The 16,530-nt window shown below is 65.9% G+C and carries 15 protein-coding genes; 1 reads left to right on the top strand and 14 read right to left on the bottom strand.

Annotated elements, in window-relative coordinates:
- Nucleotides 1–3: 3 nt before the first annotated feature.
- The 14 genes from AKJ09_RS36315 to AKJ09_RS36250 all read right to left on the bottom strand — a co-directional run bounded on the left by AKJ09_RS36315 (nt 4) and on the right by AKJ09_RS36250 (nt 15,145).
- The gene (locus AKJ09_RS36315) at nt 4–1,479 is read right to left on the bottom strand and encodes a type II secretion system minor pseudopilin (protein ID WP_146652428.1); all 1,476 of its coding nucleotides are present in this window, start codon (nt 1,477–1,479) and stop codon (nt 4–6) included.
- Complete coding sequence (locus tag AKJ09_RS36310) at nt 1,476–2,165, bottom strand: type II secretion system protein GspJ (RefSeq protein ID WP_146652427.1); 690 nt, start codon at nt 2,163–2,165, stop codon at nt 1,476–1,478. Before AKJ09_RS36310 ends, AKJ09_RS36315 begins: the two co-directional genes overlap by 4 nt.
- Nucleotides 2,162–2,953, bottom strand: coding sequence for a type IV pilus modification PilV family protein (locus AKJ09_RS36305; protein WP_146652426.1), 792 nt, complete (start codon nt 2,951–2,953; stop codon nt 2,162–2,164). The genes AKJ09_RS36310 and AKJ09_RS36305 overlap by 4 nt, the downstream gene beginning before the upstream one ends.
- A complete protein-coding gene (locus AKJ09_RS36300) occupies nt 2,953–3,795 on the bottom strand; it encodes a pilus assembly FimT family protein (protein ID WP_240488707.1) in 843 nt (280 codons plus the stop codon). Before AKJ09_RS36300 ends, AKJ09_RS36305 begins: the two co-directional genes overlap by 1 nt.
- Before the next feature lie 15 nt (nt 3,796–3,810).
- The gene (locus AKJ09_RS36295) at nt 3,811–4,242 is read right to left on the bottom strand and encodes a type II secretion system protein (RefSeq protein ID WP_169928144.1); all 432 of its coding nucleotides are present in this window, start codon (nt 4,240–4,242) and stop codon (nt 3,811–3,813) included.
- Nucleotides 4,243–4,281: 39 nt separating this feature from the next.
- Nucleotides 4,282–4,689, bottom strand: coding sequence for a type II secretion system protein GspG (locus AKJ09_RS36290; RefSeq protein WP_240488706.1), 408 nt, complete (start codon nt 4,687–4,689; stop codon nt 4,282–4,284).
- 23 nt (nt 4,690–4,712) lie between these two features.
- Nucleotides 4,713–6,098: a type II secretion system F family protein gene (locus AKJ09_RS55170; RefSeq protein ID WP_240488705.1), complete on the bottom strand. Its 1,386-nt coding sequence runs from the start codon at nt 6,096–6,098 to the stop codon at nt 4,713–4,715.
- 6 nt (nt 6,099–6,104) lie between these two features.
- Entirely contained in the window at nt 6,105–7,925 is a 1,821-nt protein-coding gene (gene gspE, locus AKJ09_RS36280) for a type II secretion system ATPase GspE (protein WP_146652424.1), read from the bottom strand.
- Nucleotides 7,926–7,933: 8 nt separating this feature from the next.
- Nucleotides 7,934–10,558, bottom strand: a complete 2,625-nt coding sequence (gspD, locus tag AKJ09_RS36275; RefSeq protein WP_240488704.1) for a type II secretion system secretin GspD — start codon at nt 10,556–10,558, stop codon at nt 7,934–7,936.
- A 56-nt stretch (nt 10,559–10,614) separates the two neighbouring features.
- Nucleotides 10,615–10,872 (bottom strand): hypothetical protein, encoded by a 258-nt coding sequence (locus tag AKJ09_RS53545; protein WP_169928143.1) that lies wholly within the window; start codon nt 10,870–10,872, stop codon nt 10,615–10,617.
- An 11-nt stretch (nt 10,873–10,883) separates the two neighbouring features.
- Nucleotides 10,884–11,852, bottom strand: a complete 969-nt coding sequence (gene gspC, locus AKJ09_RS36265; protein ID WP_146652422.1) for a type II secretion system protein GspC — start codon at nt 11,850–11,852, stop codon at nt 10,884–10,886.
- Between the two features lie 345 nt (nt 11,853–12,197).
- Complete coding sequence (locus AKJ09_RS36260; RefSeq protein ID WP_146652421.1) at nt 12,198–13,646, bottom strand: sigma-54-dependent transcriptional regulator; 1,449 nt, start codon at nt 13,644–13,646, stop codon at nt 12,198–12,200.
- Nucleotides 13,647–14,093: 447 nt separating this feature from the next.
- Nucleotides 14,094–14,651, bottom strand: a complete 558-nt coding sequence (locus AKJ09_RS36255) for an isochorismatase family protein (RefSeq protein WP_146652420.1) — start codon at nt 14,649–14,651, stop codon at nt 14,094–14,096.
- Nucleotides 14,652–14,665: 14 nt separating this feature from the next.
- The gene (locus AKJ09_RS36250) at nt 14,666–15,145 is read right to left on the bottom strand and encodes a hypothetical protein (protein WP_146652419.1); all 480 of its coding nucleotides are present in this window, start codon (nt 15,143–15,145) and stop codon (nt 14,666–14,668) included.
- A gap of 262 nt (nt 15,146–15,407) precedes the next feature.
- Between AKJ09_RS36250 and AKJ09_RS36245 the strand changes: the two genes are divergently transcribed.
- Nucleotides 15,408–16,469 (top strand): hypothetical protein, encoded by a 1,062-nt coding sequence (locus tag AKJ09_RS36245; protein WP_146652418.1) that lies wholly within the window; start codon nt 15,408–15,410, stop codon nt 16,467–16,469.
- Nucleotides 16,470–16,530: the final 61 nt, after the last annotated feature.

The following is a 16,530-nucleotide window of genomic DNA, read 5'->3' as shown; positions in this document are numbered from 1 at the left end:
ACGTCACTCCACCCGGTAGTAAACGATCTGCCCGCCGGTGCTGGGCTGCATCGCGGCAGTGATGGCGTCTTGACTCGACGACGTCGTGGTCGTCGACTGCTGGGTCGTCCCCTGTTGCTGTGTACCCGGCTGCTGCTGCGTGCCCTGCTGCTGGGTCCCCGTCGTCGGCGTGGCACCGAGCTGGGGAGCATTACGGAAGTCGGCAACGGCGTGGATCGACACACGCGTTTCGCGGCGGTAGCCCTTCTTGATACCGACCGCATAGATCGAGAACACCTTGCTCTCGGTCGTGATGCTGTTCTCGAAATCCTTGGGGGACTTGAAGGCGACGGGCTTCATGCCCAGCGTGGCGAGCAGCGGACCGAGCTGACCCTTCCCCTGCATGGCATTGATGAAGTCCTTCGTCGAACCGAAGAGCGGAGCGCCCATGGTCACGCCGCGCGCCATGGTCACGCCCGCGAGGAACGTCGCAGCCTGGTCGGCGTTCGTGCAGATATCGGCCTCGGGCGCGCCCGAGCAGATGACGCCGAGGAGCGTCTGCGCGTTCGCGGAGTTGACGTTGACCTGGCCCGTGCCCCACACGGTCATGACGCGCTTCTTCGGGTTCGTCGGCTCCGGGTCGACGAACGTGGCCCAGAAGTCCTCGCTGATGCCGCGCACCATGTGCAACTCTTCGAGCGAGTCGTACGGCGCATTCTTCCGGCGATAAGGCTTGTTCGGGAGCAGCTGGTACCAGGCGTCCTCGATGCCCGAGGCCTGTGCGGTGGCCATCGCTGCGATGTCGCAGTTGAAGCCCTGCTCGTCGGGGTCGGACCAGTCGATGATCGCCTGACACACGGTGAGGCGGTCGTTGAACTGGCCGCTGCCGTCGCGCTGCTCGAAGAGCGTCGAGTACTGCAGGGGCGAGATGAGCCCCATGATCTCTCTGCCCAGCCGCATCTGCGCGGCGATGTTCTGCGCGCCCTGGTTCGCGTTGATCTTCGCGTCTTCGTCGACGATGACGAGCTCCCAGCGCCCGCCAGGCATGCCGAGGTTCTTGCCGAGCGAGACGTCGATACCGGCGGTGCGCGCGAAGTCCTTGCTGGCCTCTTCGTCGTTGAAGGCGCCGAGCAGACGATCCGAGAACTCCCACACCGGGAGCTGCGGCGGCGTCTTCTTCATCATCATGAAGAGCGGCGCGATCGCCTTGCGAAGCGTGGGCTCGCTGGCGATGAGAAGGCGCGCGAGGTTGACCGCGCTCTTCGCCATGTACTCGGCCTGCAAACCGTCGCGCTGACCGGTGGCCGCCGCCAGCTCGGCGCTCGTCTCGTCCTGGAACTCGGCAAGCATGACGGTGAGGATGGCGATGGCGCCCATCACCATCACGAGCGCGATGCCCGCCTCCTTGCGGCGACGGCGCGCCCGACGTGCGGCCGCCCCACGCAAGGGCTTCGCTACCCGCGCGCGACGCGCGAAGAAGCTCGAGAGAGGGCGCTTCATCGCGGGATCCCGAAGCTGAGGGGTTGCTGCATCGGGAGCACGAACTTCGTGGTGAACACGAACGGCGGCGAGTTCTTCACGCCCTTGAGGGCAAGCGAAACGCGTACCTCGTAGGGCAAGCGATTGAGCTGACCCGTGGCCTGGGTGGTGTCCCAACTGTCGACCCAAGTGCCGGTGAGCGGGTCGAGGTACTTGAGGTGGAAGGACTCCACGTCTTCGGCGAGGACGTTCACGACGCCGCCCCGCTTGGGGTCGATATCGATGGGCGTCTGCTCGCGACGCACGAGGTCCATCTTGCCTTCGACGTCGGGATCGCGAACGACGAAGAATCCGATCTCGGCCTGGTCCGACTCCCTGGCCTCCTTCTCCACGCGCAGGTGTCCGAACGAGGCGAAGTCGAGTCGATCGAAGTTCGGACCGCTGCTCGCGATGAAGGCCGTGGTGCGCGTGACCAGCGCCTGGTTGTTCGGCACGTGGAGCGAGAGAAACGCCGAGGAGATCTCGCGGACGATGCGCTCCATCGCGTCGCGCCCCTGACGCGCGCGCTCGACGCGCATGGCTTCGCCTTTGCGACCGCGCGAGAGCGAGTCGAACGCTCCGTAGATGAGGAGCGAGATCATCGCGAGCACGCCGAGCGAGACGAGGATCTCGAGCAGCGTCATGCCCCGTTGGCCGCGCCGCTTCATTTGGTTCCTCCCGCCGGGGTCTTCGATGCGGGCGGAGTACCGCCGGCGCCACCCGCGTTCGGGTCGCTGAAGTCCATCGCGCCGCCGTCGGGCAAGAGGGCGCTGCCCGCGAAGCCGCCGCGCTGCGGGTTCGAGAGGTACTGGATGAGTGGCAGCTCGCGCTGGTTGACGCCTTCCTTCCACTTCACCGTCACGGTCACGCGCCGGATGCTCGCTTCGAACATCGGCTTGATCGACGGATAGAGGATCCCCATCACCATCGAGAGCAAGCTGTCGACGCCCGCGCCCGATCCGCCGAACTGCTGGGTGAGCTGCTGGCCCATGCCCGCGAGCCCTGCGTCGACGTCGAGGTTCAAGCCGCCCGAGCCCGCGGGATTCGCGGTGAGGGCGCCCAGCGGCGAAGCCGAAGAACCCGGGCCGACGAGCGCGCCGCCATCACCGAGGGAGTTTCCTTCCTGGAAGTTCGGCAGCTCGATCTTCTCGACGCGCGTATCGCAGGTGAAGTCCTGACGGGCGTCGTCGTCGCAACAAGGAACGGCCTGATCGATCGCGTCGATCTCCGGAAAGCCGAACTTGAGCATCTTCTCTTCGATCTCGGTCATCTTGCAGCGACCGAGTGACGAGGCGAAGCCCATGTTGGCGGCGCTGCGATTGCTCGCGGCGAGGCCACCTTGCGCGGAGAGTACGACGGTGAGCGTGAGCCCGAGGATGGCGACCGCCACCATGACTTCGAGCAGCGAGAACCCGCGCTTGCGGGCTTGGGAACGGGAACGGGAACGCGTCTTCATCAGAACGCCCCCGGATCTTCGCGCTCGGACGCTTCCTTGTCGTCCGTCGGGTTCGTGAGCGCAACGGCGCCCGACTTCACGGTGACCTTGCCGGTCAGCGGAGCGACGAGGAGCGTCATCGCCTCGTCTTCGGCGGTCGACTTGCCGATGCGCAGCTGAATCGAGGCCCGTTCGGTCTGCCCGCCGGGCCAGAAATAGAGATACGCGCGCCCGGTCGTGCGCGGCGCGTCGTCGTGCGAGGTCTGGACCTCACGAAACTCGATGCCGCGTTCGAGCGGCTTGTGCGTCTTGCCGGGATCGCTCGCGACCATGCCCATCGGGTCGATCTCGCGAAACGACGTACGCGGCGCGGTGGGCCCCTTGACGATCCGGCTCGACTCGTCGAGCGCCGCCTTCTCGGCCGCGGTGGTCGCCGAGGCGCCGCCCGTTCCCGTCATGTCCTTGGTCTGCACGAGGTGGGGCTGATCGCCCTCTTCCAGCCAGATGGCATTCTCTTCGAAGTCCATCACGAGGCGGACGCTCTTCGAGGTCGACGTGGCTCTCGAGAAGCCGACTCGGATCGCGCCCGCGATCATCGTGGACGAGTGCCTCATCCGCGACGACGCGAGCTGTCCTGATCCGAGGATCACGGCCGACATCACGATCGCGACGATCGCGAGCACGATGAGGATCTCGATGAGCGTCATCCCACGACGGAGCCCACGACGAAGCCCTCGACTGAGCCCGTTGCGCGCCGAGCGCGTGCCCTTCCCCTTCGTGAACGAGGCGCCAAACGACCCCGTCAGGAGAGAGCGACTGCTCCCTCCACCGTGTCGCTTGTCGCCTGTCGTCCACGTCGTCATGGGTACTGCTCTTCGCTAATGCTTGTCCGTGGCCTGAGCCTCGGGGATGCGGATGTCGTCCTGGGTGTTGTCCTTCTTGTCCGGACCGGCGCTCGTCACGACGATGTCCTCGTCGTTGCAGATGATGCGGTACGGGGTGTCCCACGGGTCGGTGATCTTCGACGCCGTGCTGAGCTCCTTCTTCTGGCGGAGCAGCTCGACGGTCGGACACTCGCCGGGGTTGTCGACGCGGAACTTCTCGGCCACCGGGTGGATGGCGCGGAGGTCGTTCTTCGCCTGGGTCTTCTGGGCCTCTGCATATTTCGGAACCGCGACGACCGCGACGCCGCCGGCGATGAGACCGACGATCGCGAGAACGATCAGGATTTCGATGAGCGTGACGCCGCGCTTGAGCGCACGACGAACGCGGGCCCGCACGAGCGCGCGGCTCTTCCGGGTAGTCGCCATTTCGTTGTCTCCTTTGATCCGCATCCTAGTTCCGGTCACTTACTCCACACGGTCGAGCCCGCCCGGAAGTCGGTCAGGCCCGTCGCTCGAGATCTCGAATCCTGAAGGGTCGCGTCGCCCCGGGCACGTGAGCCGGAGCGGCCCGCCCCAAGCGTCGAACGGCACGTCTTGAACGTAGCCGCCGCTGACGAGTTCGCCGAGCTCACGGGGGCAAGCCCCAGCGTGGTCCGCGCGATACGAAGCGACCGCACGGTACGTACCGGTAATCGTCGCGCGGGTGGCCCTTATTCCTGCCGCCTTCTCCTCGCGCGCGTGAATCCAAAGCACGAGGACGAGCCCCGTGACCACGGCCGCGACGAGGCGCACCCGTGTACGGCCGAGCATGCCGAAAAGGCCACGCCGACGCTCCCACGGGAAGAAGACCTTGGATTCACGAACACGAGCCACGACGGTTGCGACCTTTCACTTCTTCACTGCACGAAGTCGTTCATCTGGATGAGAGGCATGAGGATCGAGAACGCGATGAAGCCTACGCCTCCTCCCATGAAAACGATGATGAGTGGTTCGAGAAGGCTCGTCATGGCCTGCACGCGCGTCTCGACCTGGGCGTCGTAGGCGCGCGCGACGTTCTCGAGCATCTGCTCGAGCTGACCCGACTTCTCGCCGACTGCGATCATGTGGACGACGATCGGCGGGAACTCACCGCTGCGCTTGAGCGGTCCGGCGATCGATTCACCTTCGCGAATCGAGCCCGAGGCCTCCTCGACGATCTTCGACAACTTCGCGTTGTCGAGAACGTGACGGACGATTTCCATCGCCTTGAGCAGCGGCACGCCGCTCTTGAGGAGCGTCGCGAGTGTGCGCGAGAAGCGCGAGACCGCGAGCATGCGGAAGACGGGACCAAAGAGCGGGAGCTTCAGCTTCTGACCGTCCGACCACAGCTGCCCGGCAGGCGTGCCGAGGAACGCCACGAACCGCGCGGCGGCGAAGCCGGCCACGAGGCCGATGCCGAGACCGATCGCGAAGCTCGCCTTCGAGGCCACGAAGAAGAAGGACAGCACGATCACGCAGGCGGCCATGATCGCGAGCACGGTCCAGAGTGTCTTCTTCGCGCCGGGAGCGAGGGCCTTGCGCGTGAAGATGAGTCCGGCCATCGCCGTGATGAAGCCGAGCATCTCGTTCGACGAGAGCGCGTTCGACACGAAGATGAGCAGCGCCGTGTACCAGGGCAGCGCGCGGTCGAGGGTGGCGTAGATGTTCGTCACCTTGGGGACGACGACGATCATCATCATCGTCATGAGCAAGGTGCCCATGCCGAGCATGAGGATCGGATACGCGAGCGCGCCGGTGACCTTGCCGCGCAGACGCGACTGGCCTTCCATGAAGTCGGCGAGACGCTCGAGAACCTGCTCGAGCGTACCGGACGCTTCACCCGCCGCGACCATGTTGACGTAGAGCGGCGGGAAGATGTGGCCGTGCGGCTCGAGCGCCTTGGCGAGGCTCGTACCTTCGTTGAGGTTGTCGCGCACGATCGAGAGGACCTTCTTCAGCTCCTCTTTCTCGACCTGCTCGGTGAGCGCGGCGACCGACTCGACGAGCGGAATGCCCGCGGCGACGAGCGTGGCGAGCTGGCGCGTCATCATGGCGGTGTCGCCGACCGAGACGCGGCCGAAGAAGGCGCCGAAGCCGACCGATCGACCACGTTTCTTGCCGGTCTTCTCCTCGGAAGCTTCGGTAAGAAGCACCCCTTCGCGCTTCAGCGCAGCGCGAAGGGTTTTGGCGTTGTCCGAGTCACGAACGCCGGAAACCTGCTTCCCGTTCGAGACCTGGAGCCCGCGGTACGCGAAGACAGCCATCGCCGGTTACACCCGCGCGCTCCGGACGCTCGGGCGGTCGGGCTCGACCTCCATGTCGTCCTGGGTGGCGACGAGGACTTCCTCGACGCTGGTGAGGCCGGCGAGAACCTTGCGCGCGCCGTCGTCGCGAAGGCTATCCATGCCGGCTTCCATGGCTCCACGCTTGATGGTCTGCGCGTCCATGCCCTTGAGCACCATGGGGCCGACGACGTCGTCCATCATGAGGAGCTCGTAGATACCGCGACGTCCGCTGAAGCCGGTGTGCGCGCACTTGTCGCAACCTTTCGGCTTGTAGATCGTGACGCCCTCCGTGGGGTAGTTGTCGAGGACGTCGCTCCCGATGCTGACCGTGCGCGGGTAATAGCGCGAGTTCGGATTCGCGGCGCGACGGCGACGAGCGGCGATGCGCTCGTGCGTGATGCCGAGCTCTTCGAGCTCCGTCGGGCTCGCCTCGTACGGCTCCTTGCAGTGCGGGCAAAGGACGCGAACGAGGCGCTGGGCGAGAACGCCGATGACCGACGAACGCAGCAAGAACGGCTCGACGCCCATGTCCACCATACGGGTGAATGCGCCGGCGGCGTCGTTCGTGTGGATGGTGGAGAGCACCAAGTGGCCGGTCAGCGACGCGTTGATCGCGATCTCGACCGTCTCCTTGTCACGGATTTCGCCGACCATGACGACGTCCGGGTCCTGACGGAGGAAGGCGCGGAGTGCGCTGGCGAAGGTCAGTCCGATCTTCGCATTGACGTGGACCTGGTGAATCTGCGGGAGCTCGTACTCGACCGGGTCCTCGGCGGTGAGGATGTTGATGTTCGGCTGGTTGATCCGGTTGAGACACGCGTAGAGCGTCGTCGTCTTACCGGAGCCGGTGGGGCCCGTGACGAGGATGATGCCGTCGGGCCGATGGATGAGCGAATCCATCAGCGCGTAGTCGCGCGGGCTGAAGCCGAGGTCGGGCAGGTCGAGGAGGACCGACGACTTGTTGAGAAGACGCATGACGATCCGCTCGTAGTGACGGCTCGTCGGGATCGTGCTGACGCGGATGTCGAAGCTCTTTCCGGCGATCTTCTTGGTGATACGGCCGTCTTGCGGGAGGCGCTTCTCGGCGATGTTGAGCGCGCTCTCGATCTTGATACGGCCGACGATGCTGTTCATGAACGCGCGCGGTGCGCGGCGCGCCACGTAGAGCTCGCCGTCGATACGGTAGCGAACGATGACTTCCTTCTCTTCCGGCTCGATGTGGATATCGCTTGCGCGCTCCTTCATCGCCTGGAGGAAGAGCGAGTTGACCCAGCGGATGACCGGGGCCTCGTCGTCGGAGTCGAGAATGTCGCCGCCGGCGACCTCGTTTTCGTCGACGCGGCCCTCTTCCGTCTCGAGCTCGCCGCCGCCCGCTTCGCGCTCGTAAACGCGGTTGATGGCGTCGATGATGCGCTCCGAGGGCGACACGCTCGCCTCGACGGCCTTGCCGAAGAGCACGCGCATCTCGTCGAGCGCCGGCGTGTCGAACGGATCACCGACGAGCACGTAGACCGCGAAGTCGTCTTCGTTGGTGACGAGCACCTTGTGAGCCTTCGCGAAGGTGATCGGAAGGCGGGTGGCGAGCGCCGTGGAGATGCGGTCGGGCTCGGGCTTGTCCACGTACGGCAGCTCGGCTTCGGCGGCGAGCGCCTGGCCGATGGCCGAGTCGTCGAGGACGCTGCCGTTCACCAGGAGATCGGTCAAGTCGATCCCCTTCTCGCGCTGGATGGCATAGAGCGCTTCGAGGCGCTCGAGCGGAACGCCCGCGCGCCGGTGGAGGATTTCGCCGAGGAACCGCTGCTCCATGGATCGCCCTACTTCTCGATCTTCTCGATGTTGCGGACCGCCGGGTTCACGTTGACCGGGGGCGTTGCGCCGCCCGCGGGAGCCGGGGTCGGGTGGACTCCACCACCGGCCGGCGTGACGCCGCCCGGAGGGGCTTGGGTCGGGCTGGTGCCCGTGGGACTCGTGCTCGAGCCGGGGGCCGCTCCGCCGCGCGGGGTCTGGGGCATCTCGAGCGGGCGTTGAGGCTCGTGCGTCTTCTGCTCACGAGGCTTCGTGATCTCGTCGAGCTTCCGCTTCTCTTCCTGCGCGAAGTAGGCCTGGCGAATGTCTTCGATGAGGCCGTTCGTGCGCGACCAGTCCTTCGGCGGCTTGTAGTCCGACGAATCGCTGAAGACGAAGTAGCGGTCGAGGTACTCCTGCCGCTCTTGCATCTTGCGCTCGAAGACCGTGCGCAGGTCCTGCTGGTTGCGAATGATGTACGGCGTCATGACGAGAACGAGGTTTCGCTTCTCGTTCGTGTTCGTGCGCTTGCGGAACAGCGCGCCGAGCACGGGGATGTCACCGAGGACGGGGATCTTTTCTTCCGCGCGCGAGGTGACGTTTCGGATCAAACCGCCGATGACGACCGTCTGCTGATCGGCGACGACGAGCTTCGTGGTCGCCGTGCGCTTGCTGATCGGGATGGCGCCGAGCGTTCCGCCGAGGGGCGCGCCCTGCTCGCTGATTTCCTCGGTGACGTCGAGACGAACCTCGTTCGAGTCGTTGAGGTGCGGCTTGATCTTGATCTTGGTGCCGACGTCCTGACGGGGTGAGCCGAAGGAGCCGAGACCACCGAGACCGCCGAGTGCACCGAGACCGGCCGCCCCGCCCGCCCCGCCCGCGGCGCCGAGCGCGGGGAAGGCGCTGACGGCGTTCGTCTGGAGCGGGATGTTGTCGCCGACGTTGATTTCCGCGTCTTCGTTGTCGAGCGCGAGAATGTGCGGCGTGCTGAGCAGGTCGCTGTCGCCGGTCTTGGCGATCGCCTGGATGAACGTACCGAACGCCGGAATCGAGATACCGGTACCGAGGAAGTTCTGCGAACCGGAGATACCAGGACCGCGAACACCGAGCGCGAAGCCCTGGAGTGCGTCGGGATCGGTCGGAACGGGCGGGATCGTGTTCGTGATCTTGTTACCGCCGAAGATGACCGAGTCGTTCGGGTTGTCGAACTGGAACGGCGCACCTCCGTGGAAGCTCACGCCGAGCTGGTCGGATCGCTTGAGCTGCAGGTCCATGATCACCGCTTCGATGAAGACCTGCCGACGCGCTTGGTCAAGCCGATCAATGACCGAGCGCAGCGATGCGTAGTCACGGAGCGACGACGTCACGACGATGGAGTTCGTGGCCTTGTCGGCCGAGACCTTCACACCGCCCTCGAAAATGCCCGCCGGCGCAGCGCTCTGCGCGGCCGGTTGCTGACCTCGAGCGCCCGGGGCGGGTGGTCCCGCGGAGCTTGCACCGCCGACGATGTCGTTGAGCGTCTTGACGAGCTCGGTCGCGTCGGCGTGCTGGAGCGGAAGAACGTGGATCTCGCCCTCGCCCGTCTGCGGAACGTCGAGCCGCTTGATGAGCTCGAGAATGCGCAGATACGCGCGCTCGGTGGCGACGATGACGAGTGAGTTCGAACGATCGTCGCTCACGATCTTGGCGACGTGAACGTCGGACGCAGCCGGGCCGCCGCCGGGCACACCGCCCGCGCCACCGGGCTTTCCAGCCTGGGCGGGCGGGGCCGAACCGGCGCTCTTCACGTCGAAGAGGTCGTTGACGCGTTTCTCGATGTCGCTCGCCGACGCGTAGTGGATCGGCTCGATGAAGATCTGATCGCCGCTCGAACCGACGTCGATCTCTTCGAGGATCGACATCATCCGCCGGATGTTCGATCCGGTGTCGGTGATGATGACCATGTTGCCCGGTCCGTAGACCGTGATGTCGCCGTCCTTCGTCTTGAACTTGCCGAGCACGTTCGCCGCGTCGTCGGCGCTGATGTGCCCGAGGCGGTGCATGCGCGTGACGTAGCGATCTTCGCTGGGCGCTCCCTGCGCAGCGCCGTAGACCGGCGTGCCCGAGCTCTGTATGCCGCCGGTCTCCACGATCTTTAGAAAGCGACCGTGCGGGACGACGGTGAGGCCGTTCGTCTCGAGGATCGAGAGGAACGCCTGATACGCCTCGGCAACCGTCACCTTCTGCGGTGAGTAGACGGTCGCTTTGATGTTCTTCACCTTGCCGCCGAAGATGAAGCGCTTGCCGGTCAGCTGGCCAATGACGCGAACGAGCTCCGGGAGGTCGGCGTCTTCGAGCGAGAAGGCAACGCGGTAGTTCGGGCTGCGCGGCTCGAACTCCATCGAGTTCTCGAATTGCGCGAGACCGGACGTATCCGCTTGCGTCTTGCCACCGGCTCCAGCCGCGGGCGTGGTCGCCTTTCCCGCGCCGGGCGTTCCCCCCGCACCGGCGGCAGGAGCAGGAGCGGGCGCGGGAGCGGGAGCGGGAGTCGCCGGAGCTGCTGCATCCGTCGCCGCTGCATTTCCTGCTGCCGCGTCCTTGTTGAACGGCGGGATCGCTCCCGGGCGATTGATGCGATCACGCAGCCTCGGCTGGGCGTACGCAGACGTCGCCACGAGAGGAACTGCAGCTACGAGAGAGAGCAAAGCAAGGGATCGCTTCATCGTCCGAGTCAGATGGAGAGGGGCTTCTTGGCGGCCTGGCCGCTCGTGGCGTGATCGGTGGTCGCCGGCGCTCGCTGCTCTTCGGGAGCAGGATGCGTGGCGCGCGCGGTCACCGTGAAGGCGAGGAGGCTCAGCATGCCGACGAACAGCACGCATGCAGCGACGAGCAAGACCACAGTGCGCACGGTGCGCCGGAGCAGATCGCTGTCGCTCGCAGGATACGACGACGAGACGTCGGCGCCCGAAACGGGCTTCTTTTCGGTCATCGGGCGCGGTCTCACTTGATGTTGTAGTCGAGGTTCATGTTCTGACCGCGACGGTTGATCGAGACGGTGAGCTTGTCGGCGGTGCGAAGGCGCGCGTACGCCTCGAGTGCCTTCTCGGGGCTCGCCATGTCGAAGCCGTTGATCGTCTGAAGGCGATCACCGTTCTCCATGCCGAGCGTTCCGAGCAGCGTGTCGGGGCGGATGCCGAACATGCGGATGCCGACGACCTTGCCGTTCTCCTGCTCGGGAACGATGCGCGCCTGACGCATCAGCTCCGATTGATTCTCGAGGATCTTGTCGACGACGCCGCGGTCGATGTCCCACTCGGTGGCGCTCTTCTTCTGGATGCCCTTGGCGAGATCGGGCGCGAGCGCCGAGGCGCCCTTGCCAGCGGCCGCGGGCGGAGGTGCTTCGCTTGCGACTGGCGCAGCGGCAGGCTTCGGCGGCGGGTTCTCCGACTTGAAGAGCTGCGCCTGGCAAAGCGATCCGCCGCTCTGAAGCCACACGCGGTCCCAGCCGACGAACACGACGCGCTTGCCGCTGACTTCGTCACCGCGACGGCGAAGGATGCTCTTGCTGCCGTCGTTGAACGCCGCGAACGACCAGTCCGGATCGCTCGAGGCGGTGATGATGAGGACCTTGATGGCGTCGCAAACGGGCGCGCTCCACGGGTCGCTCGTGTCGACGGTGGTGGAGCCCGTAGCGGCCTCGGGTTCCTCGGCCGGCGGCCGTAGCGGGCCGGTGACGTGATCGAACGGGTTGCGCGCGAGGATGGGCTCGGCGCTCGTGCTCTTGCCGCCGGCCGTCGTCGACGGCGTCAGCTTGGCTGCCGGCGGAGGTGCGGCGAGAGCCTTCTCGTCCGGCATCAAGCCAAGACCGACGAGCTGCGTGACCGCCTGTGCATTCAGCAGCGCCGCAATCGCGACGAGCGGAAGCACGACGATCCAGAAATTCTTCTTGAGGAGCTGATCGAAGGCCATGGTCTACGTCGAGGCGAGCATGCAGGGGGATCCGAGCGGATGCTCCCGACCCACCGCTCTAGGACAGCGGGGGCCGAGGGCGGGTGGCGAGAGCCGCCAAAGAACTACGGCAGAGAACTACGACAGAGCTCGGAGTGCGAGCCGCATGCCAGCAAGTTAGACGCTGAAAATCCAGTGTCATTTCCACTGGGAAGCCAGCCGTCGTTCGCCACCTTGGCGGAGCTGGCGACCAGGAGGCCGCTTCGCTGACAAAGTGACAACCGGATCCACTTGGCGGAACGGCAAATGCGCAAAGCGGCTAGAAAGGCCGATCCCGAGGGGCGCCGCGACGGAACCGAACCGGGCTCAGCCCTCGGTGTCGACGCCGTCGAGCTTTCGGTAAATCGTCCGGGTGGAGATGCCGAGGAGCTGCGCCGCGAGGGACTTGTCGCCCTTCGTGTGCTTGAGCGTCTCCTTGATGACGCGCAGCTCGATCTCCTCGAGCGGAGTGCCGACGGGGAATTCGAGCGGTCGCGGAGCGGCGCTCTCCGCCATGGCGAGCGCCTGGGGCAGATCGCCTTCGGCGAGCGTGTCGCCGCGGGAGAGAACGACGGCTCGCTCGATGACGTTTTCGAGCTCGCGGACGTTGCCGGGCCACGCGTAATCCATCATTCGATCGAGCGCGGCGCGAGCCACGCCGAGGCGCGCCTTGCCGTTCTTCTTCGCGTAGAGCCCGACGAAATGGTCGACGAGGAGCGGGATGTCTTCACGGCGCGCACGGAGCGGAGGGGCCGTGACGGCGATGACATTGAGTCGGTAGTAGAGATCTTCGCGGAAGCGGCCGGCCTGGACCTCGGCGAGGAGGTCTCGATTCGTCGCCGCGACGATGCGCACGTCTGCGCGCACGGTGTTTCCGCCGAGCGGCTCGTACTCGCCTTCCTGCAAGACGCGCAGCAGCTTCACCTGCACCTGCGGGGACAGCTCGCCGATTTCATCGAGAAACAGCGTGCCGGCGGTGGCCTTGGCGAAGCGACCGTCCTTCTTGGCAACGGCCCCGGTGAATGCTCCGCGCTCGTGGCCGAAGAGCTCACTCTCGAGGATCGTCTCGGGGATCGCGGCGCAGTTGACGGCCACGAACGGCCCTTTGGCGCGACCGCTGCGCTCGTGGATGTACCGAGCGAGCAGCTCCTTGCCCGTACCGCTCTCGCCGAGGACGAGCACCGTGGCCGTGCTGGGTGCGGCCTGCGACGCGACCTCGATGACGTGACGGAAGGCGGGCGCGCTGCCGATGAGCTCGCGCTTGGTGAGGAGTTTGATCTCGTCCTTCAGCGAGCGGTTCTCTTCGAGGAGGCGTCCGCGCTCGGCGGCTTTGCGCACGCTCTTGACGATCGTCATGCGCTTGAGCGGCTTCTCGACGAAGTCGTAGGCCCCTTCCCTCATCGCGCTGACGGCCGCTTCGACCGAGCCGTACGCAGTCATGAGGACGACTTCGACCTCGGGCTGGACTTGCTTGATGGCGCGTAGAAGCTCGAGGCCGGTGGTGCCCGGCATCATCAGATCGGTGAGCACCACGTGAACGCGCCGGCTACGGATTTGCTCGAGCGCGTGTTTCGCGTCGTACGCGACGAGGACGCGCATGTTCTCGCGGTGGAAAATCTTCTCGAGCGACTCGACGTTCGAGCGCTCGTCGTCCACGACGAGAACGGTGATGCCCTCGTCGCCTTCCGGCCGTGGCCGTTCGGGCGCCCCCTCGGCAGAGCTAGAGCTGGACGAAAGGTCAGAGCGTTTGGACAGATCGTCAATCACGGGAGCCATGTTGTCACCGGCAGACAACCCGTCAACCCACCCTGCCATTCCGACAGGGCTCAGCTTTTGTAGATCTCAATGTCGGTCGAATTGCTGGGACCTCGCTGCCGCAGTTAGCTCACTGTCGGTCGGGGCTCGACGCAGTTAGCTCACTGTCGGTCGGGGCTTGGGACCTCGCTGCCGCAGTAGCTCACTGTCGGTCGGGGCTCGACGCAACACCGCCGCACTTCGCTCACTGTCGGTCGGTCTCGACGCAACGCCTCGACCGAGGGGACGGAGACGACAAAATGAAAACGGCACCGCGTCCGGGCTCGGGGGGGGCGAAGCCTCAACGCGGTGCCGCCCGCCTACGGAGCAGCTTTCGTGCCAGCGGCAACTTGGCGAGATCTGGTCGACGAGGCAGCGGATTCTTTCAGCGCTGCAAGGATGCGCGGCAGGAGTGAATGATAACTCCCGCTAACGAACGAGTTTCGAGACGGTCTTGAACGCCTCGGTGCCGGCGCGCTCGAGCAGATCGAAGGCGACGGTCTCGGTGACGGTCAACGTGGCGCCCGCCTGCTCGCAGAGCGAGAGCCCCATCTGACGATTGTCTTCGCGACGCGAGGCCACCGCGTCGCTCACGACGTAGGTCGCGTACCCACGACGAACGAGCTCGCGCGCCGTCTGGAAGACGCAAACGTGGCTCTCCATGCCGGTTACGACCACCGCACGCGGCGCGAGCTGCGAGAGCGTTCGCGCAATCGCGAGATCGGAGCACGCGTCGAACGTCATCTTTGGCATCGGCGTGACACCAAGGTCGGCCAGCTTGGTCGCGAGCGGCGCCAGCGTGGGACCGAGACCCTTCGGGTACTGCTCGCTCGCCACGACACGAACGCCGAGCGCTTTCGCCGCGTCGAGCAGGATGCCCGTGTTGCGAACGACGCTCGAGAGCGCTTCGTCCGGCATGGCCGCCGCGAGTTTCTCCTGCACGTCGACGACGAGGAGCACGGTGGACGCAGGGAGCAATCGTTCCATGTTTGGCCTCTCGCCTACCCAGACACGCGCGGCGCACGTACCCGAGGTCGGAAGGATTTGACCGTCGCGAGCAGCTCGGTCTTCGGATCGAAGCGAAGCACGGCGCGCGCCACCTCGTCTCCGCGATCGTCGTAGATGCTGGCGGGGAGGATGGTGAGCGAATCGACCGCATCGTGGACGAAGAAGTCGCGCTGCCCACGCAGGCGATACGTGCGGCAGTCGTCGCCCTCGAACGAGAGGTCGTAGGGGATGCGCTTCTCGTCGAAGAGCTTCATCGCCAGCGTTCCGTAGAGCGCGGCCCCCTCGCCGCCGTTCTCCGCAAGCCCCTCCGCGTGAATGGTCCCACGCGCCGTGACGCGACGGTCACGCAGGAACCTGCGCAAGCCATCGACGCCGAGTTTGAGCGAGATACGGATGCCGAGGTCCGAAAACGGCTGATCGAGCCGGTAGTACGAGCCCGAAAAACGTTCATCGAGATCGAAGCCGAGGGCCATGTCGCTCAGCCCTCCCCGCCCGCGCCGCCGCGCGCCAGACCCACCGACGAAAGGCCTGAGGAGCGCCCCCCGTTACCCCCCAACGCGGGACCTCCCGACCGACGAAAACGAGAAGAGTCGTGAAGCAGGCTCATGAAACTCGAGAGATAGCTCGTCTGGTGCGGCATTCGTTCTCGCCCATTCTAATCGGAAAGGGACGCGCCGTGGCTTGGCCCCTTCATCGTCGGACGTCAAGTAGGCCCTTGCACCGCTAGCCCTGCCAATGGAAAGTGCCGCCAACACCATGAACGTCTACCGCACGCTCCGCCTCCTCGCCGGAGGCTCTCTGGCTGTCACCTTCGCCGTCCTCGCCTCAGCCGCTTGCGGTGGTGGCAACGACAATCTTCCCCCGCCCCCTCCGCCGCCGCCGCCCCCGGCGAGCGTCGACGCTGGCGCGCCCGTCGCGACGACGGCGCCCACGGCCGCGGCGGCCCCCGCGAAGGCGCCGGCGCCGCCCGTCACCTTGAACCCCGGTGCCGCGAGCCCCGATCCGCAAGCCCCCACGCCGACGGTCAAGCTCACTGCGCCCACCCGCGATCAGGTCCTTCCCGCGGACAAGGCGGGCGACTTCGCGGTGAAGCTCGACGTGAAGAACTGGCAGACGGCCCAGGGCTCGAGCCACGTTCACCTCATTCTCGACAACAAGCCTTACAAGGCGATCTACGACACCAAGGCGCCCGTGAAGCTCTCCGAGCTCACCGGCGGTGAGGCGCTCGCCGAGGGTCAGCACATCCTCGTCGCGTTCCCCAGCCGCGCGAACCACGAGTCGGTCAAGACGAAGGACGCCCTCACGGTCGTTCCGTTCTGGGTCGGCAAGAAGGGCGACACGAAGAACGATCCGACGAAGAAGCCGATGCTCATCTACAGCCGCCCGAAGGGTGACTACAACGGCGAGATGGCGAACCACGTGCTCGTCGACTTCCAGGTCGCGAACGTGACGCTCGCCGAGGGCAAGGAGCACGTGAACGTCACCGTGACCGGCCCGGGCATCGAGAAGGACCTCACCGCGAAGGTCACGAAGTTCGGCACGCCGCTCTACCTCGACAACCTCCAGAACGGCCAGTACCACCTGAAGGTCGAGCTGGTCGACGGTTCGGACAAGGTCATCGACGGCCCGTGGAACTCGACCACGCGCACCATCAAGGTCGATCACGAAGCGCCGATGGACATGTCGATGGCGCCGGCTCCGGCAGCTGCCGACGCGGGCGCTCCGGCCGGCGGCAAGGACGCAGGCGCGCCGAAGCCGGCCGCCGGCGGCAAGGACGCGGGCGCTCCGAAGAAGTGAACCTCGTCTGACACGCATGCGGAGGGCCTCTCACGATGCGTGGGAGGCCCTTCGCATTTCG

It is taken from the genome of Labilithrix luteola (genome assembly GCF_001263205.1).
In the GTDB taxonomy this organism is placed as follows: Bacteria; Myxococcota_A; Polyangia; order Polyangiales; family Polyangiaceae; genus Labilithrix; species Labilithrix luteola.
The sequence above is the reverse complement of the archived record's forward strand: the minus strand, read 5'-3'. Positions and strand labels throughout refer to the sequence as shown.

Bases quoted from the DNA above. Each gene is read 5' to 3' on its own strand.
- AKJ09_RS36315 (WP_146652428.1), bottom strand. From the start codon at position 1,479: ATGAAGCGCCCTCTCTCGAGCTTCTTCGCGCGTCGCGCGCGGGTAGCG.
- AKJ09_RS36255 (WP_146652420.1), bottom strand. From the start codon at position 14,651: ATGGAACGATTGCTCCCTGCGTCCACCGTGCTCCTCGTCGTCGACGTG.
- AKJ09_RS36260 (WP_146652421.1), bottom strand. From the start codon at position 13,646: ATGGCTCCCGTGATTGACGATCTGTCCAAACGCTCTGACCTTTCGTCC.
- gspE (WP_146652424.1), bottom strand. From the start codon at position 7,925: ATGGAGCAGCGGTTCCTCGGCGAAATCCTCCACCGGCGCGCGGGCGTT.
- AKJ09_RS36300 (WP_240488707.1), bottom strand. From the start codon at position 3,795: ATGACGACGTGGACGACAGGCGACAAGCGACACGGTGGAGGGAGCAGT.
- AKJ09_RS36245 (WP_146652418.1), top strand. From the start codon at position 15,408: ATGGAAAGTGCCGCCAACACCATGAACGTCTACCGCACGCTCCGCCTC.
- AKJ09_RS36250 (WP_146652419.1), bottom strand. From the start codon at position 15,145: ATGGCCCTCGGCTTCGATCTCGATGAACGTTTTTCGGGCTCGTACTAC.
- AKJ09_RS36310 (WP_146652427.1), bottom strand. From the start codon at position 2,165: ATGAAGCGGCGCGGCCAACGGGGCATGACGCTGCTCGAGATCCTCGTC.
- AKJ09_RS55170 (WP_240488705.1), bottom strand. From the start codon at position 6,098: ATGGCTGTCTTCGCGTACCGCGGGCTCCAGGTCTCGAACGGGAAGCAG.
- AKJ09_RS53545 (WP_169928143.1), bottom strand. From the start codon at position 10,872: ATGACCGAAAAGAAGCCCGTTTCGGGCGCCGACGTCTCGTCGTCGTAT.
- AKJ09_RS36295 (WP_169928144.1), bottom strand. From the start codon at position 4,242: ATGGCGACTACCCGGAAGAGCCGCGCGCTCGTGCGGGCCCGCGTTCGT.
- gspC (WP_146652422.1), bottom strand. From the start codon at position 11,852: ATGGCCTTCGATCAGCTCCTCAAGAAGAATTTCTGGATCGTCGTGCTT.
- AKJ09_RS36305 (WP_146652426.1), bottom strand. From the start codon at position 2,953: ATGAAGACGCGTTCCCGTTCCCGTTCCCAAGCCCGCAAGCGCGGGTTC.